21 protein-coding genes and 5 tRNA genes are annotated in these 23780 nt (G+C 41.6%); 6 read left to right on the top strand and 20 right to left on the bottom strand.

The genetic code is table 11. The features are described 5' to 3' along the window. Positions 1-126 precede the first annotated feature (126 nt). The 8 genes from CWB72_RS05725 to pspA form a co-directional block, all read right to left on the bottom strand. Positions 127-471, bottom strand: a complete 345-nt coding sequence (locus CWB72_RS05725; RefSeq protein ID WP_130255287.1) for a 4a-hydroxytetrahydrobiopterin dehydratase — start codon at positions 469-471, stop codon at positions 127-129. Positions 472-481: 10 nt separating this feature from the next. Further along, the gene (phhA, locus tag CWB72_RS05720) at positions 482-1279 is read right to left on the bottom strand and encodes a phenylalanine 4-monooxygenase (protein ID WP_130255288.1); all 798 of its coding nucleotides are present in this window, start codon (positions 1277-1279) and stop codon (positions 482-484) included. A gap of 220 nt (positions 1280-1499) precedes the next feature. Further along, the gene (locus CWB72_RS05715; RefSeq protein ID WP_138629863.1) at positions 1500-2678 is read right to left on the bottom strand and encodes a trans-sulfuration enzyme family protein; all 1179 of its coding nucleotides are present in this window, start codon (positions 2676-2678) and stop codon (positions 1500-1502) included. 138 nt (positions 2679-2816) lie between these two features. Next, complete coding sequence (locus tag CWB72_RS05710; protein ID WP_138629861.1) at positions 2817-3842, bottom strand: TIGR01620 family protein; 1026 nt, start codon at positions 3840-3842, stop codon at positions 2817-2819. After that, positions 3839-5242 (bottom strand): YcjX family protein, encoded by a 1404-nt coding sequence (locus CWB72_RS05705; protein ID WP_138567108.1) that lies wholly within the window; start codon positions 5240-5242, stop codon positions 3839-3841. The genes CWB72_RS05710 and CWB72_RS05705 overlap by 4 nt, the downstream gene beginning before the upstream one ends. Positions 5243-5420: 178 nt before the next feature. After that, positions 5421-5825, bottom strand: coding sequence for an envelope stress response membrane protein PspC (gene pspC / locus CWB72_RS05700; RefSeq protein WP_138567109.1), 405 nt, complete (start codon positions 5823-5825; stop codon positions 5421-5423). After that, on the bottom strand, positions 5822-6055 hold the full coding sequence (gene pspB / locus CWB72_RS05695; RefSeq protein WP_130255293.1) for an envelope stress response membrane protein PspB: 234 nt from the start codon (positions 6053-6055) through the stop codon (positions 5822-5824). Before pspB ends, pspC begins: the two co-directional genes overlap by 4 nt. 58 nt (positions 6056-6113) lie before the next feature. Next, positions 6114-6779 carry a phage shock protein PspA gene (pspA, locus tag CWB72_RS05690; protein WP_138629859.1) on the bottom strand — a complete coding sequence of 222 codons (666 nt, stop codon included), beginning with the start codon at positions 6777-6779 and terminating at the stop codon, positions 6114-6116. Between the two features lie 184 nt (positions 6780-6963). Here pspA and pspF point away from each other — a divergent pair, with 184 nt between their 5' ends. The 6 genes from pspF to CWB72_RS05660 are packed head-to-tail and all read left to right on the top strand — an operon-like array spanning position 6964 to position 13327. Beyond that, positions 6964-8052 carry a phage shock protein operon transcriptional activator gene (gene pspF / locus CWB72_RS05685; protein ID WP_138629856.1) on the top strand — a complete coding sequence of 363 codons (1089 nt, stop codon included), beginning with the start codon at positions 6964-6966 and terminating at the stop codon, positions 8050-8052. A gap of 3 nt (positions 8053-8055) precedes the next feature. Further along, positions 8056-9663, top strand: a complete 1608-nt coding sequence (locus CWB72_RS05680) for an ABC transporter substrate-binding protein (protein WP_138629854.1) — start codon at positions 8056-8058, stop codon at positions 9661-9663. After that, a complete protein-coding gene (locus CWB72_RS05675; protein ID WP_138629852.1) occupies positions 9663-10694 on the top strand; it encodes an ABC transporter permease in 1032 nt (343 codons plus the stop codon). The genes CWB72_RS05680 and CWB72_RS05675 overlap by 1 nt, the downstream gene beginning before the upstream one ends. Beyond that, on the top strand, positions 10681-11574 hold the full coding sequence (locus tag CWB72_RS05670; protein ID WP_130255298.1) for an ABC transporter permease subunit: 894 nt from the start codon (positions 10681-10683) through the stop codon (positions 11572-11574). The genes CWB72_RS05675 and CWB72_RS05670 overlap by 14 nt, the downstream gene beginning before the upstream one ends. Then, positions 11574-12581 carry a peptide ABC transporter ATP-binding protein gene (locus CWB72_RS05665; RefSeq protein ID WP_138629850.1) on the top strand — a complete coding sequence of 336 codons (1008 nt, stop codon included), beginning with the start codon at positions 11574-11576 and terminating at the stop codon, positions 12579-12581. Before CWB72_RS05670 ends, CWB72_RS05665 begins: the two co-directional genes overlap by 1 nt. After that, positions 12566-13327: an ATP-binding cassette domain-containing protein gene (locus tag CWB72_RS05660; RefSeq protein ID WP_138629848.1), complete on the top strand. Its 762-nt coding sequence runs from the start codon at positions 12566-12568 to the stop codon at positions 13325-13327. The genes CWB72_RS05665 and CWB72_RS05660 overlap by 16 nt, the downstream gene beginning before the upstream one ends. Before the next feature lie 42 nt (positions 13328-13369). On the opposite strand, the gene CWB72_RS05655 is transcribed toward CWB72_RS05660, so the two are convergent. From CWB72_RS05655 to CWB72_RS05600, 12 genes are all read right to left on the bottom strand, one after another. Then, on the bottom strand, positions 13370-13918 hold the full coding sequence (locus CWB72_RS05655) for a YkvA family protein (protein ID WP_138629846.1): 549 nt from the start codon (positions 13916-13918) through the stop codon (positions 13370-13372). A 170-nt stretch (positions 13919-14088) separates the two neighbouring features. After that, positions 14089-15999: a SurA N-terminal domain-containing protein gene (locus CWB72_RS05650; RefSeq protein WP_138629844.1), complete on the bottom strand. Its 1911-nt coding sequence runs from the start codon at positions 15997-15999 to the stop codon at positions 14089-14091. A 159-nt stretch (positions 16000-16158) separates the two neighbouring features. Beyond that, positions 16159-16431, bottom strand: coding sequence for a nucleoid-associated protein HU-beta (hupB, locus tag CWB72_RS05645; protein WP_010371157.1), 273 nt, complete (start codon positions 16429-16431; stop codon positions 16159-16161). 200 nt (positions 16432-16631) lie between these two features. After that, positions 16632-19001, bottom strand: coding sequence for an endopeptidase La (lon, locus tag CWB72_RS05640; RefSeq protein WP_138629842.1), 2370 nt, complete (start codon positions 18999-19001; stop codon positions 16632-16634). Between the two features lie 119 nt (positions 19002-19120). Further along, positions 19121-20404: an ATP-dependent protease ATP-binding subunit ClpX gene (gene clpX, locus CWB72_RS05635; RefSeq protein WP_138629840.1), complete on the bottom strand. Its 1284-nt coding sequence runs from the start codon at positions 20402-20404 to the stop codon at positions 19121-19123. A gap of 180 nt (positions 20405-20584) precedes the next feature. Then, positions 20585-21202, bottom strand: a complete 618-nt coding sequence (gene clpP, locus CWB72_RS05630; protein ID WP_058030725.1) for an ATP-dependent Clp endopeptidase proteolytic subunit ClpP — start codon at positions 21200-21202, stop codon at positions 20585-20587. 144 nt (positions 21203-21346) lie between these two features. Beyond that, the gene (tig, locus tag CWB72_RS05625) at positions 21347-22651 is read right to left on the bottom strand and encodes a trigger factor (protein ID WP_138629838.1); all 1305 of its coding nucleotides are present in this window, start codon (positions 22649-22651) and stop codon (positions 21347-21349) included. Between the two features lie 255 nt (positions 22652-22906). Beyond that, positions 22907-22983: transfer RNA gene (locus tag CWB72_RS05620), tRNA-Pro, on the bottom strand. A 19-nt stretch (positions 22984-23002) separates the two neighbouring features. Beyond that, a tRNA-Pro gene (locus tag CWB72_RS05615) sits at positions 23003-23079 on the bottom strand. 17 nt (positions 23080-23096) lie between these two features. Continuing rightward, positions 23097-23172: transfer RNA gene (locus CWB72_RS05610), tRNA-His, on the bottom strand. 24 nt (positions 23173-23196) lie between these two features. After that, positions 23197-23273, bottom strand: a tRNA-Arg gene (locus tag CWB72_RS05605). A gap of 46 nt (positions 23274-23319) precedes the next feature. Then, positions 23320-23396, bottom strand: a tRNA-Pro gene (locus CWB72_RS05600). Positions 23397-23780: the final 384 nt, after the last annotated feature.

Here is a 23780-nt window from a genome sequence, read left to right as displayed (position 1 = left end):
GATTTATATACTGTATAAATTAACAGTTATGATAGAGCAATGGCGTGCTAAGTGCCAGAGTTTAAGTTTCAGCCATAAAAAAAAGCGCCCATAAAAGGCGCTTTGGTTAAATGATATGTTGAAGTCTTATAGAGCATTGAAAACGTCGTCTGTTTTCGCTGCACATACAAAATCGTTCTTATGCAGGCCTTTGATAGAGTGGCTCCACCAAGTGATTGTCACTTTGCCCCACTCTGTTAGAAGACCAGGGTGATGACCTTCTTCTTCAGCCATGTCGCCCACTTTGTTAGTGAACTCTAATGCCTGCTTGAAGTTTTTGAACTTGAATACACGCTCAAGTTGCATGATGCCATCACGCACTTCAGGAACCCAATCAGGGATCTGCTTAATTAATACTGCTAACTCTTCATCTGACACTTTAGGCGCATCCGCACGACACGCTTCACATTTTTGTGCACTTAAATCAGACATTACAAAATCCTTAACTTGCTAATTTTTCTTTAGGGGGAAACTTTGGCTCAAATAAGCCTAATTCTTTTGCTTCTTGTACCAACGCCATGATATCCATTTGTGAGATATCAAATAAATCATTAATTGAGTTAATTGTGTAGTACAAAGGCTGCATAATATCAATGCGATATGGCGTACGTAATACGTCTAGCACTTCTAATTTGTTGATTTCTGGCGTGCCTGAGTATACATATTGTGTTTCACCTGGGCTTGAAAGCACACCACCGCCATAAACACGTAAACCGTCTTCGGTTTGCATTAAACCAAACTCAACCGTGAACCAATACAGGCGTGCTAGATATACACGATCTTTTTTCTCAGCGGCATAGCCTAGCTGACCATATTTATGCGTAAACTCTGCAAATGCAGGGTTCGTCAGCATGGCACAGTGACCAAAAATCTCATGGAAAATATCTGGCTCTTGCAGATAATCAAACTCTTCACGAGAGCGAATAAAGGTTGCTACCGGGAACTTTTTGTTCGCCAATAATCTGAAGAATTCATCAAAATCAATCAGTGCAGGTACAGGCTCAACTTGCCAACCTGTTTCACGACCTAATGCTTCGTTTAACTCATGAAGCTGAGGAATACGGTCGTGCGGTAAATTTATTTTCTCAAGGCCTTCCATGTACTCGTTACATGCTTTGCCTTCAATGCACTTTAATTGACGTGCAACCAACTCAGACCATATTTTATTTTCTTCTTCGGTCCAAGCGATGATGCCATTTGCATCAGGTTGCTTTGATACATATTTACTTGCTTTAGCCATAATAACCTTCGCTGTTAGTTCGCTCTTGCCCCAGCTTGAGCGCTTCAACTTGTTGACTTGATACTAGGGAAAAGTAAGCAAAAGATTAATAGATGAGATGTTTCAAGCAATCCTGAAAACTCGATTTTTCGGAGTCATTTGTTTACACTATCGTAAACAAATTAAAACACAGTTATTTAAAAAGGGACTTAAAAGCCCCTTTAGTAAACTTTAGGTTACGTTAAATTTGCTTAAATGCCAGTTCCAAGTCAGCAATGATGTCGTTAACATCTTCTAAACCAACAGAAATTCGGATCAAACCATCAGAAATGCCTGCAGCTTCTCGCTCTTCTTTGGTATACGGCGAGTGTGTCATCGATGCAGGGTGTTGAATGAGTGTTTCTGGGTCGCCCAAACTGACCGCTAACGTACAAAGTTCAGTCGCATTAATAAAACGCTCACCTTGCTCTAGGGTACCATCGATCTCAAAAGCAATAACACCACCAGCCCCTTTCATCTGCTCACCCAAGAATTTATAACCAGGGTGTGAAGGTAAACCAGGATAATACACTTCACTGACTTTAGGGTGCGCATCTAAAAACTCTGCGACTTTTTGTGCACTTTGGCAGTGCCTTTCAACACGCACAGCCAGTGTTTTTAAGCCTCGGTTAATCAACCAAGCATCATGCGGACTGATAGTCGCACCAATGTCTTTTAATACCGTAAGCTTGATCAGTTCAATGTGTTCTTGCGAACCACATACTGCACCTGCGACGACATCACCATGGCCATTAAGGTATTTAGTTGCACTGTGGATCACGATATCTATGCCAAAATGTTTTGGCTTTTGCAGTAGCGGTGTCATAAAGGTGTTATCCACCACGCTGATCAAATCATGCTTTTTAGCAAACTGACCCAGCATCGCTAAATCAATCACCGTCATATTTGGGTTGATCGGTGTTTCAGCAAACACCATTTTAGTATTTGGTTTAACAGCTGCATAAAGCTCTGCTTCGTTGGTCATATCTACAAATGACACTTCAATGCCCCACTTAGGCAGCATGTGAGAAAACAGCGCAAAACTACAACCATATAATGCGCTAGATGCAATTAAATGATCGCCTTGCCCTAAAAAGCTCAATACAGAAGCAGATACCGCCCCCATGCCTGTTGCAGTTGCTGCAGCATCTTCCATCTCTTCAAGCTGCGCGAGTTTTTGTTCAAGCTCACGGGTAGTTGGGTTGCCAAGGCGCGTATAAATGTAACCCGCTTCTTCACCTGCAAAGCGCGCCGCACCTTGAGCCGCGTCCTTAAATTGAAAGGTAGATGTTTGGTATAGTGGCGCGGTTAACGCGCCATGTGGGTCGTCAAAATGGACAGGGCTATGGATGCAATTGGTGTTGTCATGATACTTCGTCATTTTATTGCCTATGAATTTATTATTAGTCTGTTGATGAACTAATAAATAATCCAGCAAGTAAAATTCCACAAGCAAGCCAGATGTTAAGACGGCTAGACGAGCAAAACCCTCTAAAAATCGTACAGTTAAGTTGTCATTTTAATCATTTTTAGACGTTTTTGTACGCTCTAATAAAGCAGATAAAATACCTTGTGCTGATTGCCCTAATAAGGATTGCTTTTGCTCTAGCTTAGGTAACGGTCGACATAACTCCATGGTTTTGTAGCCTAAGCGCGCTGTAAACACGCCTGCACTGAGGCCTTGTGCAGCTCGCGCTGACAACTTGCCTAACAACTCAGCGCCTAGGCTAGTCGCCGCTAAGTCAGATACCAATTCGGATGCACCAGCAAACAACATCTGTTTAACCAACTGTTTGTACAACATGATGCGACTGCGATACGCCAGTTTGATACCGTAGTGTTGACTTATCTTTTCAATCAAGCTAATACCACGCCACAGCACCGAAAGCATATCAAGTAATGCCATCGGACTGAGAGACACCAAAAGCGCTGACGTTTTTGCATGTTGGTTAATGATTGCTTTCGCCTGCTCATCTTTACTGACCAGTAAGGTTGTTTGATATAAATGTAAAACCTCTTTGTCTGTATGATGCGGCTTTAAGCAGGCTTTAAATTCCTTTACTTCTGCATCGGTATGTTGTTTTAGTAAGGGCTGCAACCAAGTTTCAGCTTCACCAATTTGTGTGCTACTCATTAACCGGAGCGCATCATTTTGGCGCAGGTTTTGCTGTTTCAACGCTTTTAAAGAAACCGCTTCCTTGAATAAGAATTTGCTTAATACTAACAAGGCGGTGGTCAGCACAAAGCCATACAAGCCTGCTAATAGTATAGACTCTTGCATTGCCTCAATGATGGTGTAACCCGTTTCAACAGCGATTAATAACAATAAGCTAATAACGAAAATGCCTTTGAAATTGAAGCGACTGCTTTTAGGTTTAAGTACAGGCTCTAACTCTTGTTCAAACTCACTGCTTCCATCAATGACATCTAGCTCTTCGACTATTTCAAAGCGCTTACCTGTTTCTAATTCTTTTTGGGTTTCGCCAACATCACCGACATTAATACGTCTACCCGGTTTTAATTGAGCTGATTGATTGTCTGTCATTGCAATTTATCTCCAATTAAAAACTGTAGAGCATGATCTAAACGGGTATGAGTTAACTCACTTTTGGCACTAGGTAATGGCGCAAATGAAATAAACTCAAAGCCATGAGTTGGCCACTGACTTTGCGTGATAAAGTGGTTTGGCGGTTCTGGCGGCAAGTAAGTAAGCCATTCATCTTCATTGAGTGGCTTGCCATAGATGCAGTCTAAGGCTTTGTCGCCTTCTTTTATACGCTTCGCCAAAGTGCTTTGCACTGATGACATCGCCATTGTTTCAATCAGCACGCCATTAAAACGCATATCATTGGCTTGCTCGCCTACCAAATCATGCAATAACTGCGCTATGGCAACTTGCTGAGTGCCATTCACATGGTCGCACTTATTGGCAGCAAATAACACTTTATCGATTTTTGGCGAGAACAAACGCTTAATTAGATTAGAGCGGCCGTAATTAAATGATTGCAACACGGCTTGAAGAGTATGTTTTTGCTCAAGCAAAGATTGCGGGCCATCATTTAGAGCACTCATCACATCAACAAGTACCAACTGACGGTCAAATTCACAAAAATAGTTTTTATAGAAAGGCGTGATAACTTGCTTTTTATACGCCTCAAAGCGGCTGGCTAAATGGCTATATTGGCTATTTTCTTTGTCGTTACTCTCACGGCACGGGAAGAACAATAAGATGGGGGCATCTTCTAAATCACCAGGGATCAATTGTCTTCCTGGTTGCAGATAAGCAAGTTGCGTCTGTGCTTTTAACTGCTTTAAAGCTTGCGTGTAGAGATTTGATAGTTGCTTAAGCACTTGCTCATCAATATTTTCTTCACTATTGAATTGTTCGAGCTCAGTTAGAAATGGCCGCGCATATTCGCTGTACTCTGGCTTTTCTAGCAAGCTGAGCATTGACTCACTCCAGCTTACATAATCTTGCTCAAGCATAGGTAAATCGATTAACCACTCACCAGGATAATCAATCAGTTCTAAATAGAGGGTACTTTGCGGCGACACATGCTGCTTTAAGCCGTGCTTGGTTTCGTATCGAATAGCAATGGTTAAGGTATTAATACGCTTTGTCGATTTAGGCCAACTGGGCTCAGAATTAAGTAAGCAATTAATGGCATTAGGGTAATCAAAAGTGGGAATGTCTAATGCAGATTGTGGCACTTGTTTGGCTGCAATCAGGCGGTCATCCTTCACGACATCAAAAAAAGGCAAATTCTGTTTGTTGGTTTGTGTGGTTAAATGTTTTACGAGCGCTGTTATAAATGCAGTCTTACCGCTGCCACTTAAGCCAGTAACAGCCAACTTTACATGCTGATCTAAGCTACGGTGGAGGGTCTTTTGGGCTTTTTGTTTGAGTTTATCAAGGTTCGCGTGGCTGAATAAATTCGGATTCATTATAACAGTGTCACTCCCTGTTAAAGAAAGCGTGCGGCCTACACTAAAGTATAGCCGCACTCGCTTGAAGATGATGGATATTCCAATTTTACTGATTAAGCGTCCATTCTAACGCACTAGGTAGTCCTTTAACTTATATTTACCGCAATGAGCGAACAAACCTTCAATTCAATTGGTACTACAGCTTATTGATTTCACGTGACACAGTAAACTCACTTGATGTCACATAAGTTTCCATACTTTGTATACGATTATCTAAACGGGTTAAACGATCTTTTAAATCAAACAGCGCCTGACGTGGAGGCTCACCTTTTTGCCATACCTTAAACTTTACTGAGATTGGATCAATCTCATCAAACTTACCTGTACTTTGCGACAAGCTAGGCTCTTTTTTATCAAGAATAAACCAACAAGCAATGTAAATAACGACAAATAACGGACCGCCAGATAACAATACTGCTGTGATAAACAGGATGCGAACCAGCCACAATTCCATGTTGAAGTAATCACTTAAACCTGCACATACGCCTGCTATTTTTCCACGTTTGGGGTCGCGATATAACTCTCTTTTCAATTTATTCATATCTTACGTCTCCACTGCGGCGATTCTTGGTCTAACAAAGCTTCTAGTGTTTCGACGCGTTCTGCCATTTTTTCAGCTTTGTTAGCTAACTCAATCAATTGGCGGTGCTCATGCTCACTCAAGCCTTGGCTTACCTGTTTCTTACTACGATAGTGAAGAATTAGCCAAAGAGGGGCAACAATCACCATGAAAATAATAATTGGCGCAACTAAAATTTCTAAATCCATCATCAATACTCCTATAACTCAACCTGTTGTGTCAGTGCCCGCCTTGGCAGGCACGTAGTACCTATTGTTCTTTGTTTGCTAGCTTTTTCTTTAGAGCCGCTAGTTCATCATCAACTTGCTCATTTTTTTGTAAATCAGCAATTTCATCCGATAGTGACTTTTTACCTAAATCATAAGCCTCTACTTGTGATTCTAGTCCATCGATCTTGCTTTCGTAGCGCTCGAAACGATTAAGTGCATCTTCAACTTTTGAGCTGTCTAATGCCTTTTTCACTTCTAAACGAGACTCAGCTGAACGCTGACGCAACACAATGGCTTTTTGTCTCGCTTTAGCATCAGCTAGCTTATCTTGAAGTGTTGCAACTTCTTGCTGTAATTTCTCAATATGAGACTCTAAATGCTCAAGTTCTTTTTCTACACTCGCTGCAGCATCTGATGACTTTTGTCTTTCAAGTAATGCTGCACGTGCAAGGTCTTCACGATCTTTAACCAACGCCAGCTCAGCTTTTTCTTGCCATTGTTGTGCTTCTTGATTTAGATGCTCAACACGACGTGCTAATTCTTTCTTCTCAGCCAGTGTTTTAGCTGAAGTAGAGCGGACCTCTACCAATGTGTCTTCCATTTCTTGAATAATGAGGCGAACCATTTTTTCTGGATCTTCTGCTTTATCAAGGATGGCATTGATATTTGAATTAACAATGTCTGCAAAACGTGAGAAAATTCCCATAATCTTTACCTCTTCGGTTACTCAATTAATTTAACTGAGTAAGTAGTATCAAATTGCTTGCCAACTTTCACAGCAAATAAAAACAATAAAAATCAATACCTTATTAAATTTCAAAAACTTCTTTTTTTCAAGCTTTTTTTAAAATACACTAATAGTTAGCAAAAATAACTAAGAGTTAGGCAATATGAGTCAGTTTCGCCAACAGGATAATTTACTTGGCCAATCAGACAGCTTTTTAGCTGTGCTAGACAAGGTTTCACAACTTGCTCCACTAGACAAACCCGTACTAATAATCGGTGAACGAGGAACAGGTAAAGAACTTATTGCAGCCCGCCTTCATTATCTATCCGAACGTTGGGACCAAAACTACGTTAAGTTAAACTGTGCAGCCCTTAATGAGAACTTACTTGAAAGTGAGTTGTTCGGTCATGAAAGTGGCGCCTTTACCGGCGCAAGTAAACGCCATGAAGGTCGATTCGAGCGTGCAAATAGCGGTACATTATTTTTGGATGAGCTCGCAAATACCTCTGCCATGGTTCAAGAAAAGCTTCTGCGTGTTATCGAATACGGTGAATTTGAACGTGTTGGTGGTAAAAGCACCGTAAAAGTAGATACACGATTAGTGTGTGCAACTAATGAAGATTTACCCACTTTAGCTGATAATGGTGAATTTCGTCACGATTTACTCGACCGCCTCGCATTCGATGTAATCACACTGCCGCCTCTTCGTGCTAGAAGAGAAGATATCGTCTTACTGGCAGAGCAATTTGCCATAAACATGGCACGAGACCTTGATTGGGCACTGTTCAGTGGCTTTACAAAAAAAGCCATGGACAAGCTATTAGATTACGATTGGCCGGGTAACATTCGTGAATTAAAAAATGTAGTTGAACGTAGCTTATATCGCCATGGTAGCGAGCAGTTGCCTGTTCATGAAATTATTTTCGACCCATTTGAAAGCCCATATCGTCCTGCTCAGCGTATTAAAGCACCGACAAATATTGAACGCGCCCCAGAAGTAATAACCCCAGCAGCGGCTGAAGCCTCCACTGCTACAGTTATTGAGCAAACTAAACAAGCTGAGAATAATTTTTCATTCCCATGCGATTTGAAAACACTGTCAAACGACTATGAAATTGAACTGCTGAAGAAAGCGTTAGAGCATAGTCAATTTAACCAAAAGAAGACTGCACAAATGCTCAGTTTAACGTATCATCAATTGAGAGGTTATCTGAAAAAATACAATCTGTTAGATCAGAAACAAGAGGCGTAAATCGTGCGAATACTGCTGCTGGGCACGCTGTGTACTTTGCTAATGGGCTGCATTGATAAGCCCAATGTGAAGTTAAATGAAAAAAACCAAGGGTTAGTTTATTGTGCTGAAGCCAACCCGATGACATTTAACCCACAAGTCACAACGACGGGCTCGACCATAGATCTGATAGCAAACCAGCTGTATGACCGCTTAATCAGCATTGATCCAGATACAGCAGAGTTTAAGTCTGAACTTGCTGAATCTTGGGGGGTGTCAGATGATGGCACAACCATCACCTTTTATTTACGAAAAGGCGTGAAATTTCATCACACTGATTACTTCACGCCTAGCCGAGAAATGACCGCCGATGACGTGGTGTTTTCTTTTGACCGCTTATTCAATGTGTATAACCCCTATCACTTTGTTGGCGATGCGACTTACCCCTATTTTCAAAGTGTTGGTTTAGATCAGCTGATACAAGAGATTATCAAAGTCGATGATTACACAGTGCAGTTTAAACTGTTTAATGCTGAAAGCAGCTTTTTATCAAACTTAGCAACTGACTTTGCTGTGATTACTTCTAAAGAGTACGCAGACATTTTGGTAGCGACAGAGAATAAGTCTCAGTTTGATAATAAACCGATAGGCACCGGCCCTTATAAATATAAACAATACCTCCGAGATAACTTGGTCCGTTATCATAAGAATGAATCTTACTGGAAACACCCTGTAGCTATGTCGCAATTGGTGTTCGATATCACAACCAACAATACCAGCCGAATTGCCAAGATGTTAACTAAAGAGTGTGATGTCACCGCGCATCCAAGTGCTTCACAATTAGCGGTGTTAAGCAAACGCACTGATATAGCCGTAGATAAAGCTGAAAACCTAAATATTGGCTATTGGGCATTCAATACGGAGAAAGAGCCTTTTGATAATTCGCTCGTACGTAAAGCACTAGCCCACTCTGTTGATTTCAATAAAATTCTACAAGCTGTTTTTTATGGCAATGGCCAAATTGCAAAATCTTATTTGCCACCTGCTTCTTGGGCGTTTACTGAACAAAAAAATATGCCGACCTATAACCCGACCCTAGCAAGAAAATATCTCGATATGGCTGGCTACCAAGAAGGCTTTGAAATGACGATTTGGGCCATGCCGGTATCGAGAATTTATAACCCCAATGCGCGCAAAATGGCAGAGCTTATCCAAAGCGATTTAAAACAAATTGGCGTGACAGCGAAAATAGTTGAGTACGAGTGGAATACATTTATTGAACGTATTGGTAAACATGAGCATGACAGTGTACTGCTTGGCTGGGTTGCTGATACACCAGATCCCGATAACTTCTTTAGTCCACTATTGAGTTGTACAGCGACTTTCAGCGATAAAAACCCAGCGAATTGGTGCAACCCTGAATTTGACTTACTGCTAACTAAAGCGCTCGACACAACTGATATCGAAGAAAGAAAAGCGTTTTATGCCCAAGCACAGGCCATGATCATCGACCAGCTCCCGCTTGTGCCTATTGCTCATGGCATGCGCTTTCAAGCATCAAGTAAAGAGGTTAAAGGCATCGACCTGAAACCATTTGGTGGGATCTCTTTGGCAAATGCAAGGAAACAGTAATGCGCGAGTATTTATTCAGACGGCTTAGCCTTTTGCTATTCATGTTGCTCACTCTGACTGCATTTACTTTTTCTTTGAATTATTTGTTTCCGGGTGATGTGCTTACTAACCTCAGTGGCCAAGTGAATAGTAGTTATGCGCAGTCACAAGCTTTGGCCGATAAATACTTGTTAGAAGAAAACATCATAGTGCAGTATGGTGCGTTTCTTGGCCGTATCGTTGAGGGCGATTGGGGCTACTCCCTTTCATCTGGACAGCCCGTTTTTGAACATATTTTATTGCTCTTCCCCGCCACGATAGAACTGTGTATTTATGCACTTGTTGTTGCAATTGTGTTTGGTATTCCATCAGGTGTCATTGCCGCAGTATTCCATAAACGCTGGCCAGATAAAGTCATTAACTCCCTCACTTTAATGGGCTTTTCTATTCCCATCTTTTGGTTGGCTCTATTGTTGATTATGGTGTTTTGCTTGGGATTGGGTTTATTCCCCATGTCTGGACGAATTGGCCTACTCTATGAAATTGAGCCTTATAGCCACTTTATTTTAGTCGATATTATCTCGCAGGGCTTTCCATACGGTGGTCTTGCATTCATTGATGCATTAAAGCACTTAGCGTTGCCAACTATTGTTCTCGCTATGTATCCGACTACAGTGTTAATTCGATTTACTCGCGACTCAATGCTCAATGTACTTGAACAAAACTACATTAAAACAGCTCGCGCAAAAGGTTTAAACCGTCGTCAGTTGATTTTGCATCATGCGCTTAGAAATGCACTTTTGCCTGTGATTAAGCAAATCGGTTTACAGTTTAGTACTTTATTGACACTTGCTATGATCACCGAAGTGATATTCTCTTGGCCTGGTGTTGGTCGCTGGCTGATTGAAAGTATTTATCAGCGAGATTATCCAGCGATCCAAGGTGGTTTATTAGCTGTGTCAGTGTTTGTTATTTTCGCCAATATGTTTGCTGAATTTAGCCATACCGTGTTAAACCCTATTTCTCGGAATCAAGCACATGGCAAAATTTAAATTATTTAGTGAAGAATCAAACCGCTCGCCTCTTTCTCGTTTATGGAAGAAGTTCAAGGCTAACCACCCTGCGCTTGTTGGCTTGTGGATTTTTATTGCACTTACTTTATTAGCGCTGTTCGCCCCGCTAATTTCACCTTACAGCATAAATCAGCAACATGCTGATGCACTCTTACTTCCGCCTTCATGGCATGATGCCGGTGATGTTAGATTTATACTTGGCACGGATGACCTTGGCCGAGATATTCTGTCTAGACTGATGAATGGAGCAACGTTTACCTTTGGTTTATCAATCATTGCAGCTTTAATTACCACTGCTTTAGGTGTCATTATTGGCTCGCTAGCAGGTATGAGTAAAGGCATTCGCTCGAGCTTTTTTAATCATTTGCTCGACATCACCTTGTCTATTCCCTCGTTATTATTAGCTATTATCATCATCGCTATCTTAGGCCCTGGCTTGCTTAATACTGTATGGGCGATCATTTTAGCCCTGCTTCCTCAATACGTGCATTCAATCAGAAACTTAGTGGTAGAAGAACTGAGTAAAGATTACATCAGTGCCTTCCGCTTAGATGGTGCCAGCAAGTGGAAGATACTCGTTCGAGGCGTATTTCCTAATATTTACGAGCATATTGTGGTTATTTTCACAATGGCACTTTCGACGGCTATCTTGGACATTGCAGCACTGGGGTTCCTCAAACTAGGGGCTCAGCCACCTACGACAGAATGGGGAGCGATTTTGGCTGAAAACCTCGGCCTAATCTATCTGGCCCCATGGACTGTTGGTTTGCCTGGTGTGCTATTATTTATCGCTGTCTTATCGACGAACCTTGTAGGTGATGGTTTGAGACAAGTATTGAAAGATCGTAAGGCTGACTGATGCATTTACTCGACATCAAAAACTTAACCATAGAGCTACCTACCGAAAACGGCGTTATTCGCGCGGTTGATAAAGTGAATTTGAGCCTAAAAGAAGGCGAAGTTCATGCGCTGGTTGGCGAGTCAGGCTCTGGCAAAAGCTTAATCGCAAAAGCCATTGTCGGGGTATTAAATAAGCGCTGGCGTGTTACAGCCGATAGGATGCATTGGCAAGGGGTCGACTTAATGCGCTTGCCACCTGAAAAGCGCCGAAAACTAGTCAGTCAAGATATTGCGATGATCTATCAAGAGCCAAGTAGAAGCCTAGATCCTACTGCAAAAGTATTTGAACAAGTCTCAGAATCAATCCCCGAAGAATCTCTTAGTGGTAATTTTTTAGTTCGCAGGCAACTAAGAAAAAAACGTGTTAAAGCGTTACTTCATAAAGTGGGGATCAGAGACGATAAGCGTGTGGCTGATAGCTATCCTCACGAGCTTTCTGAAGGGATCTGCCAAAAAGTCATGATAGCCATGGCCATTGCTAGAAACCCCAAACTGTTAATTGCTGATGAGCCGACTACGGCACTTGAAAGCACCACAAGAGCACAGGTTTTTAGACTATTAAAAAGTCTCAATCAGCTCAAGAACATGTCTGTATTGATGATCTCTCATGAACTCGAAGAAATCACCACTTGGTCACACGCTATGCATGTATTGTACTGTGGTCAGATGGTTGAAGCTGGGCCGACAGAAAAAGTATTTAATGCACCGCTACACCCTTATACACAAGCCCTAGTAAAAAGTTTGCCAGATTACGCTCAGGGCCTTGCCCATAAAGAGAGCTTTTATGCACTTAAGGGCACGATCCCACCATTGCAGCATTTACCCATAGGCTGCCGCTTAGGGCCTAGGTGCCCACAAGCGCAAAAGCAGTGTGTGGTTACCCCTAAGCAAAAAAAATCTCATGGTCATACTTTTGCTTGCCACTTCCCTTTGTTAAAGGAAGATAAGAAATGCAACCCATCTTAAAAGTTCAGTCTCTGCACAAGACCTATCGCGTTAGAGTCGGTTTATTAAAAAGAAAAAATGTACCAGTATTAACTGATATATCTTTTTGCTTAGGCAAAGGTGAGACTATAGCAATTATAGGTGAAACTGGCGCAGGTAAAAGCACTTTGGCAAAACTATTAGCCGGTGCAGAGCAAGCCGAAACAGGGCAAATTTTACTTGATGGGACAACGATAGAAGACGATGGCGTTAGGCAAGATCACTGTCGCCATATTCGTATGATTTTTCAAGACCCTACTCGCTCTCTCAACCCCGGTCTCACAATAGGTGAGATACTCGATGATTGCTTAAGTTACAATACAGAATTAACTTACAAACAACGAAATAAAAAAATCGCCCATGTTTTAATTCGGGTTGGTTTGCTTGAAGAGCACTACCATTACTATCCGCACATGTTTAGTGGGGGTCAACTACAACGTGTCGCGCTCGCTAGAGCACTTATTTTAGATCCTAAAGTCCTAGTACTCGATGAAGCCTTATCATCGCTAGATCCATCAGTTAGGGCGCAAACAGTCAATCTTTTGTTAGCATTACAGAGAGATACTGGCTTGAGCTATGTTTTGATTACACATCATTTGAGTTTAGTCAAACACATGAGTGATAGCTTACTGGTACTAAGCAGAGGAAAGGTGGTTGAATACGGAAAAACCGCTCAGGTATTTGCTCAACCTAAATCTAAGGTAATGAAAAGGCTGCTTAACGTGTAAGCAGCCTTTTCGAAGTTTATGTCTGTTATTAGATAAACAGAATTACATGATACGAGAAAATAGGCGAGATTTACGGCCTTGACGTTGTCGGCGCATGTTAGAGCGGATCTGAGCACGCGTACCTGCTAACCAGCTTTCACGGTCAACTTTTGCGTCTTCACCTCGGCGAGATTCTTCCGTCGCTCTGAAGCTACAGAACTCTGAGTATGCTTTAAGATCTAAGGACATATCTTGTAACACCAGTTCAATCATAATCGCATCATCGATATAACCAAGACCAGGAATATGATCTGGCACTACATCTTCAGGCTCGCTGAAGTATGCTAACGAAGCGATAATATCTTTTCTTTCTTCTTCTGGGATCTGCCATTCTGTATCTTGAACTGCATCAATTAACGTCGCCAAAGACGCCATTCTTGTGCGAACAAATTCTGGCAGTTCACTCTTTTCCATCTCATCGACTAGCTGTTGCGCTTTGGTTAAGATTTCTCTTTCTGAATAGTGTGAAGTTTTGCTGATAACTTTGTCCATCATGCTCTTAAAATGCGCTAAATCTGCATCTGATAGTTCAAAGTTTATTTCGATTGCCATGTTCCCAGCTCCCTGAGTATTTATTGTTTGTAGATATTACTCTAACCATAGAGCAATGGGGATTTATGTCAATAATGGAGCGTACAAAAACCCAGCAAACTTGCTATTGTTTTGTAAATTAGAATAAAAAAAGCGCCATAAAGGCGCTTTTCTATTCATAAAATATTTACTTAATTTTCTTCAGCAACTTGAACTGTTGGACGAACCACTTCTGCTTTTGATTCAAGAGCTGAAACAAACGCTAAGTAATTTTTGTTAATCGCCGACATTGTAATACCCTGCTTTTGCTGTGCATCTAACTCAGCTGTAATTTCAGGAGTTGTTACTGAGTTCAGTTGAACAAGCGCTACATCACCATTATTTAACGTAACTAAGCTTTCAACTTTGCCACCTTCCGATGGATGAGGTAATGCAAATACGTCTTTTACAATCGCAGGCGCAACAGAGAAAGATTGACGTTGAAGTGCTGTATCAGAGCTAACTTCAGTTGCTTCAGTTGTAGCGATCTCTTGTAGCGCTTTACCTGCTTTAAACTCTGTAAATAAGTTTTCTGAATAATCAGCAAGCAACGATGATGCTTTTTCGTTAGTTAAAGTTGCCACGATTTGCTCTTTAACTTCTTCAAGCGGCTTAGTTGCAGCGGCAACATGCTCTGTAACACGCACAACTACAATATGCTCAGGTGCCACTTCTAGCACTTCAGAGTTCACTTTGTCTTCAAGTAATTCTGGTGTGAAAATCGCAGCCGTTACAGACGGTGAATTTAAAGGTGCAGGTAGAGTCATACGACTAGAAAGTGATGTAGACTTTAACTCAGTACCAGCAACTAGAGAAGCATCCTCTAAAGAGTCAGAGACTTCAAATGCTAATTCAGCAACTTCCGCTTGTTTTTGGTAAAAAGCATCTAATTTTGCATTTTTAACAAGCTCGCTTCTTAACTCATCAGCAACTTCTTCAAATGGTTTCTCAACTTGAGCTTGTAAATCTGTCAATTTAATAATGTGGTAACCAAACTCTGTCATTACAACTTCTGTGAAATCACCAATATTAGCAAGTGCAAATGCTGCTTCTTCAAACGCAGGTTCCATCACATCACGCTCAATCCAATCAAGGTCACCACCGAGCTCAGCACTAACGATATCGTCAGATTTTTCTTCCGCTAAAGTAGCAAAGTCTGCGCCCGCTTTTAGCTCAGCTAAGATAGCGTTAGCTTTTTCTTCTGCAGAAGCATCATCTTCGCTGTTATCGATAAGGATGTGTGCAACACGACGCTTTTCTTCTTCTAGATACTGAGATTTACTTTCTTCATAGAAAGCACGTACGTCTTCGTCTGTAACTGGCGTATCTAAAGTAATATCGTCTGCTTTTAATTCTAAATACTGAACAGCGACTTGCTCTGGGGCCATAAACTGTTGTTGATTAAGCTGATAATAATCACTTACTTCTTCATCTGACACTGATACTTGAGACTTCATCTTCTCTTTTGTCAGTACCACATAATCAATATTACGTGTTTGTTGTTGCAATGCTGCAGTATGTTGTAACTCACTCGGTAGCACGAAGTCAGAACCAGCAACTGCTGAAACTAGTTGTGTACGAGTCATTTCTTCACGTAAGAACTCTCTGAATGTATCTGGTTGGAAGTTCATTTGACGGATCGCACGAAGGTAAGTGTCGTTGTTAAACTGACCCGCGATTTGGAAATAAGGCATTTCAACAATCGCTTTTTTCACTTGATCGTCACTGACACGAAGACCTAACTGAAGTGCAAGTTGGTTTTGTAATTCTTGTTGTACCAAACGGTCAATCACGCCATTACGGATCTGAGCCATATAATTTGGGTCAGCTGCGATTTGCGCAAAGTATTCACCAAACTGTTGTTCAAGACGTGCACGCTCATTTTCAAAAGCACGTGAGAACTCAGTTTGACTAATTTGAACTCCATTAACTTCTGCGACAGGTTGCTCTGTGGTTTGACCTAGGTAACCACCTATCCCTGCTAACGCAAAAGACAGGATAACTAAGCCAAGGATAATTTTGGCTGCAAGGCCCTGTGAGCCTTCTCTGATCTTTTCTAGCATTGTTGTTTCTCTTATCTAAGCCAAAGCACGCACGCGCTTTGATTTTTAGCTATTGTAAAAAAAGCGTATCTTATCAGATACGCTTTTTTACTTGAAGCTACACGAGACTGACTTAACGATTTAAACGTGAATCAGTGTAAAGCCTCGTAACTAATTCAATTAGTTTACTGCGTCTTTCAGTGCTTTACCCGCTTTGAAAGAAGGAATGTTCGCAGCTGCGATTTGGATAGTTTCACCAGTCTGTGGGTTACGGCCAGAACGTGCAGCACGCTCACGTACAGAAAAAGTACCGAAACCAACTAATGCTACAGAATCGCCATCTTTTAACGCACCAGTTACTGACTCGATGAATGAATCTAGCGCACGACCTGCCGCTGCTTTAGAGATGTCAGCATCAGCTGCAATTTGATCGATTAATTGAGATTTATTCACAATATCATCCTCTTACATTGTTATTATCAAAAGCGAGAGCATTTTTTTGATAACTACCACTTTTTGTTATTACTATTAGAAAGTGACGTACTTTCTAATTCTTAAAATCTTTGTAAGCCTAAGCTATATAAGGCCTAGGCTTGAATCAGAGCCTAACTTATCACACCGATGTGATTTGAAAAGCCCTTTACAGCACTTTTTTAGCTATTTTCGACTTTTTTCTGAGTTTCAACAGAAAATGACTCGATTGGTTCAGCTAAAGCCAGTGATAACACCTCATCAATCCAAGAAACAGGGTGAATTTCTAAGCCTTCTAGCACATTCTGAGGAATTTCCTTCAAGTCTCTTTCATTCACTTTTGGAATCACAACGGTTTTAATACCGCCACGGTGCGCAGCCAGTAGTTTTTCTTTTAAACCACCGATAGGTAGTACTTCACCACGTAAAGTGATCTCACCTGTCATAGCCACATCAGAACGTACAGGATTACCCGTCAAGCTCGAAACTAAAGCTGTGACCATCGCAATACCTGCACTTGGCCCATCTTTAGGCGTCGCGCCTTCTGGTACGTGTACGTGAATATCACGCTTCTCATAGAAGTCTTCATTAATGCGCAGTTTATCAGTACGACTACGAACAACCGTCATAGCTGCCTGAATCGACTCTTGCATCACATCACCTAGGGAGCCAGTAAATGACAACTTGCCTTTACCCGGCATTGAGGCACATTCGATGGTCAGTAAGTCACCACCGACTTCAGTCCATGCCAAGCCAGTCACTTGGCCAATTCTGTCACCGTCTTCTGCTTTACCAAAGTCGTGGCGATGTACACCTAAATAAGACTCTAAGTTGTCACCATTGATAACTATTTGCTTGTTGTCTTTGTTTAATAAGATGTCTTTAACCGCTTTGCGGCAAAGCTTTGAGATCTCACGCTCTAGGCTACGAACACCCGCTTCACGCGTGTAATAACGGATGATGCCAATGATAGCGCTATCTTCGATTTCAACCTCGCCAGCTTTCAAACCATTACGCTTGATCTGCTTTGGAATCAGGTGCTGCTTAGAAATATTCAGCTTTTCATCTTCGGTATAACCAGATAGACGGATCACTTCCATACGATCAAGTAAAGGACCTGGAATATTGAAGCTGTTAGACGTCGCAACGAACATTACATCTGACAAGTCGTAATCCACTTCTAAGTAGTGATCGGCAAAGGTGCTATTTTGCTCTGGATCCAATACTTCTAATAATGCAGAAGCTGGATCACCACGCATGTCCGATGACATCTTATCAATTTCATCAAGCAAGAATAATGGGTTTTTCACCCCAACTTTACTCATGCTTTGAATGAGCTTGCCTGGCATTGAACCAATGTAAGTTCTACGGTGACCGCGGATCTCAGCTTCATCACGAACGCCACCCAGTGCCATTCGAATATACTTACGACCTGTTGAACGAGCAATTGATTGGCCTAAACTGGTTTTACCTACGCCAGGAGGCCCCACTAAACATAAAATTGGACCTTTTAGTTTATTGGTACGCTGTTGTACCGCTAGGTATTCAATAATACGTTCTTTTACTTTTTCAAGGCCGTAGTGATCGGCATTTAAGATTTTTTCAGCGCCAGCTAAATCTTTTTTCACCTTAGAACGTTTTTTCCAAGGTACATTGATCATGGTATCAATGTACGAACGCACCACCGTTGCTTCTGCAGACATTGGCGACATCATTTTTAACTTGTTCAGTTCAGCAGTGGCTTTTTCTTCTGCCTCTTTTGGCATTTGCGCTTCGCTGATACGCTTTTTCAACGCTTCAAATTCATCAGGTACATCATCCAGCTCACCTAACTCTTTTTGAATCGCTTTCATTTGTTCGTTCAGGTAGTACTCACGTTGTGATTTTTCCATCTGCTTTTTAACGCGAGAGCGGATCTTCTTCTCTACTTGTAGTAGATCAATTTCACCTTCCATAAGCGCCATTAAGTACTCTAAACGCTCTGTTACGCTTTCAAGCTCTAATACTTTCTGCTTTTCAGGTACCTTAATAGGCATATGTGCAGCCATAGTATCAGCTAGGCGTGCTGCTTCATCGATTCCAGACACAGATGATAAAACTTCTGGTGGGATCTTCTTATTAAGCTTTACATAGCCTTCAAATTGGCTAATTGCACTGCGCACGAAAATATCTTGCTCTTGCTCATCAATGTCTTGTGAAGCTACAAATTGCGCAGTCGCAGAAAAGTACTCATCGGTTTCAATGAATGATTCGATACGCGCTCTTTGCGTACCTTCTACTAGCACCTTTACTGTGCCATCAGGCAATTTTAGTAACTGTAATACAGTCGCAATTGTGCCTGTTGTATAAATTTCATCTGTTGAAGGGTCATCAACCGCAGCATCCATCTGCGCGGCTAGAAAAATTTGCTTGTCTTTTTCCATCGCCGCTTCAAGACATCTGATCGATTTCTCACGACCAACAAATAGCGGGATCACCATATGCGGATACACAACAACGTCGCGTAGGGCCAACACAGGAATTTCGACTCGATCAGTTCTCTCAAGTGTCATTATTTTCTCTTCGCATTTTGGTTATTCGTTAATAATGGCAATATGGGGATTAAACCCATAAAGTTCAACCGATTGATAAAAAAAGGAGCCATTGGCTCCTTTTTTATACCGAATCTTAATTATTCTGAAACAGCTTTGTCTTGGCTGCCGTTTTCATAAAGAAGAATTGGGTCTGATTCGCCTTTAATGACAGTCTCATCAATGACGACTTTACTGACATCTTCTATTGAAGGTAAATCATACATAGTGTTTAGTAGTACACCTTCAACAATAGAACGCAGGCCTCGAGCACCTGTTTTACGTTCCATCGCTTTATGTGCAATCGCTTTCAGCGCGTCTTCTCTAAACTCTAATTCAACACCTTCCATTTTGAAAAGTGCGCCAAATTGTTTAGTCAGCGCGTTTTTAGGCTCACTTAAAATTTGAATAAGAGCTGCTTCATCAAGCTCTGTCAGCGTCGCTACAACTGGAAGACGACCAATAAATTCAGGGATTAAACCGTATTTCACCAAATCTTCAGGCTCAACATGTTTAAATGTTTCACTTAAAGAACGTTCTGAATCTGACGTTTTAACGTCTGCACCAAAGCCAATACCTGTATTTTTATGACTACGCTGTTCAATGACTTTATCAAGACCAGCAAATGCACCACCACAGATGAACAAGATTTTAGAGGTATCAACCTGCAAGAACTCTTGTTGAGGGTGCTTACGGCCGCCTTGTGGTGGCACTGACGCAATGGTACCTTCAATCAGCTTAAGTAAAGCTTGCTGAACGCCTTCACCTGACACATCACGCGTAATTGATGGATTATCAGATTTACGAGAAATCTTGTCTATTTCGTCAATATAAACAATGCCACGCTGTGCTTTTTCGACATCGTAATCACATTTCTGCAGCAGCTTTTGGATGATATTTTCAACATCCTCACCAACATAACCCGCTTCAGTTAAAGTTGTTGCGTCAGCCATCGTAAATGGAACGTCAAGTAATCGCGCCAGCGTTTCTGCTAATAGCGTTTTACCACTACCCGTTGGACCGATAAGTAGAATATTACTCTTGCCAAGTTCAACTTCAGACTTTACAGATTGATTCTTTAAACGCTTGTAATGGTTATATACAGCAACAGCTAACACTTTTTTAGCGTGCTCTTGACCAATAACATAGTCGTCTAGGTGGTTACGGATCTCTTTAGGAACAGGTAGTTTGTCACCAGAGTCATGCTTTGGTGCAATATCTTTGATTTCTTCCCTAATAATGTCGTTGCACAGGTCGACGCATTCGTCACAAATATAAACAGAAGGTCCAGCAATCAGCTTTCTTACTTCATGTTGGCTTTTGCCACAAAATGAGCAATATAAAAGCTTTGTATTTTTGTCGCCGTCTGTTGGTGTATCTGACATTCAGCTACCTCATCGTTTTGCGTTATCTGCTCTAGATAACAATAATCATGTTGTTAACTATATCAAAGAATCTAAAAATTAGCATAGTTAACATAGGGCAAATTAACTTTGCCCTGATTTATACCAATAATCTTAAAAAAGTGATCAATTTTGAATATTATTGATGATTGGAATTATAACTTATTTTAAATCTCTGCGAGTGTGAACTGCATCGATTAGACCATACTCTAGTGCCTGCTCTGCAGTCATAAAGTTATCACGGTCTGTGTCGTGTGCTACTTTTTCGTATTCTTGGCCCGTGTGATCAGCCATTAAACGATTTAGTTTTTCTTTGATCGATAAAATCTCTTTTGCATGAATTTCAAAATCAGATGCCTGACCTTGGAAGCCACCTAAAGGTTGGTGGATCATCACGCGAGAGTTAGGTAAGCAATAACGTTTACCTTTTGCACCACCTGACAGTAAGAATGCGCCCATGCTCGCAGCTTGGCCAACACATACAGTACTTACATCAGGTTTGATGAAATTCATAGTGTCATAAATAGACATACCCGCCGTTACCGAACCGCCTGGCGAGTTGATGTATAAATAAATATCTTTATCAGGACTTTCAGATTCTAAGAATAATAGTTGCGCCACAATAAGGTTTGCCATGTGGTCTTCAACTTGTCCAGTTAAGAAAATAATACGTTCTTTTAAAAGACGTGAATAAATGTCAAAAGAGCGTTCACCTTTCGCTGTTTGCTCAACAACCATAGGGACTAATGCATTAAGTGGATCAAACATACCATCATTCATTGTTATTCATTCCTTAGGAGCCGCCAAAATCTCTGGCGCTGCGTTTTGCGGATATTTTACCTACAGAAAGTAAAATGGCTCGGATCCTCAATAAGAGTATCACGAGCCATTAAATCGTTAGCAAAGCTTTAAGTCAATGACTTATTAAGCACCTTGCTGTGGATTCATGATGTCGTCGAATGCTTTTTCAACGTCAGTCACTGCAGCTTTTGCAAGAATCGCTTCAACAGCTTGCTCTTCCATAGCTACGTTACGCATTTGCTGCATCATTTGATCGTTTGATTTGTAGTATGCAACTACTTCACTTGGATCTTCGTATGCAGAAGCAACTGATGCAATTAGCTCTTCAACTTTAGCGTCATCAACTTTGATGTCGTTTGACTTGATCACTTCACCAAGAAGTAGACCAGTCTTAACGCGAGTTACTGCTTGCTCGTGGAAAAGCTCAGCTGGTAGCTCAGGCATGTTTTGTGCGTTGCCGCCAAAACGTTGTGCCGCTTGTTGACGAAGCGCATCGATTTCTTGGTCGATAAGTGACTTAGGCACTTCAACTTCGTTAGTCTCTAAAAGACCTTTGATAGCTTGGTCTTTTACGTTCGCTTTAACTGCTTGAGTTAGCTCACGAGACATGTTCTTTTTAACTTCTTCTTTCAGTGCGTCAACGCCACCTTCAGCAACACCAAACTTAGTTGCGAATTCGTCGTTTAGCTCAGGAAGTTCTTGAACTTCTACTTTCTTCACAGTGATAGTGAATTGAGCTGGCTTACCTTTTAGGTTTTCAGCGTGGTATTCTTCAGGGAAAGTCACATCAGCAACAACTTCTTCGCCTGCTTTTTTACCAACGATACCGTCTTCGAAACCTGGGATCATGCGACCTTGACCTAGCTCTAGAGGGAAGTCTTCAGCTTTACCGCCTTCGAACTCTTCACCGTCAACAGTACCTAGGAAATCAACAGTTACACGGTCGTTTTCGCCAGCAGCTGCATCGCTTTCAGTCCAAGTAGCGTGTTGCTTACGAAGTGTTTCTAGCATGTTAGCTAAGTCTTCGTCAGTTACATCTACAACTGGCTTTTCAACAGCGATTTTCTCAAGGTCTTTTAGTTCAACTTCTGGGTAAACTTCAAAAGTTGCTTCGAATACTAGCTCTTTGCCTTCTTCTAAAGACTTAGGTGCGAACGCAGGTGCGCCAGCTGGGTTTAGCTTTTCAGAAACAATTGCTTCGATGTAGTTGCGTTGCATGATATCGCCAGCAACTTCTTGACGTACAGCTGCACCGTAACGCTTAGCGATTACTTTTACTGGTACCTTACCTGGACGGAAACCATCGATACGCTGAGTTCTAGACAGTTGTTGTAAGCGTTTTTTAACTTCAGTCTCAACGTTCTCTGCAGGAACGGTGATAGTCAGACGGCGCTCAAGGCCTTGAGTCGTCTCAACAGAAACTTGCATGATTTACCTCAATCTTCATTTTTGGCGCCAATGCGCCTTCCTTAGAAACAAGTTGCACTAATTAGCTTAGTTAAAAACGCAATACGTGTATTTAACTCTATTAGACAATCTTGTTGCCTGCCCTACTGGGCGCTATGTTAAACAATAGACGCGGCATTATAACCGATTCATTGCTGTAGTCGAGCTATGAAGGTAAATAAATGGTGAATAACAGGCTGACTGATTAAAAGATGACTAAAAAGAGAGAAAATAAGATGGTCGGCGATGCAGGATTTGAACCTGCGACCCCTTGGACCCAAACCAAGTGCGCTACCAAACTGCGCTAATCGCCGACAGTATATTTTTTAGGAGTGGTCGGCGATGCAGGATTTGAACCTGCGACCCCTTGGACCCAAACCAAGTGCGCTACCAAACTGCGCTAATCGCCGATAAAAAAGTATGTAGATGGGGCGACTGATGGGGCTCGAACCCACGACAACCGGAATCACAATCCAGGGCTCTACCAACTGAGCTACAGCCGCCACTACATGGGGAGTAAATAAGAATGGCGCACCCTGAAGGATTCGAACCTTCGACCGACGCCTTAGAAGGGCGTTGCTCTATCCAGCTGAGCTAAGGGCGCAAACTCGAAGTAAACATCAACAATGCTACTTTTCTTATTTTAAAAGTGGTCGGCGATGCAGGATTTGAACCTGCGACCCCTTGGACCCAAACCAAGTGCGCTACCAAACTGCGCTAATCGCCGATACCATTTTGTTATCTCCGAGAGTCCTCGTTGACAACGGGGTGCATAATAGTGATTTGACTGATTGAGGTCAAACATTTTTTTTAGAAAATATTTCAACTGCCTATTTTTACTTCAAAATGATGAATAAATAGCAAGAAATGATGAAAAACAAACAGTTTTCAGTAATTTTTACTTTATGTATAAAAGTATATACCCAAACTTCCTCAAGATGCATGATTCAGAGCGCTGCCTTCTGTTCTAGTTCGAGGAAAAGGACGCAGCGTAATGACGAGTCCTTTCCAAGTTCTTTGACGATGAAATAGGACTGAAAGCACGCTCCCTTGGGCGAGTTTGATTGGCTTTCATACTGCGTTATCAATATTCGATTTAGAACCACTAGAC

It is taken from the genome of Pseudoalteromonas phenolica, assembly GCF_005886345.1.
GTDB lineage: Bacteria > Pseudomonadota > Gammaproteobacteria > Enterobacterales > Alteromonadaceae > Pseudoalteromonas > Pseudoalteromonas phenolica_A.
This window is presented reverse-complemented; position numbering and strand designations above follow the sequence as displayed.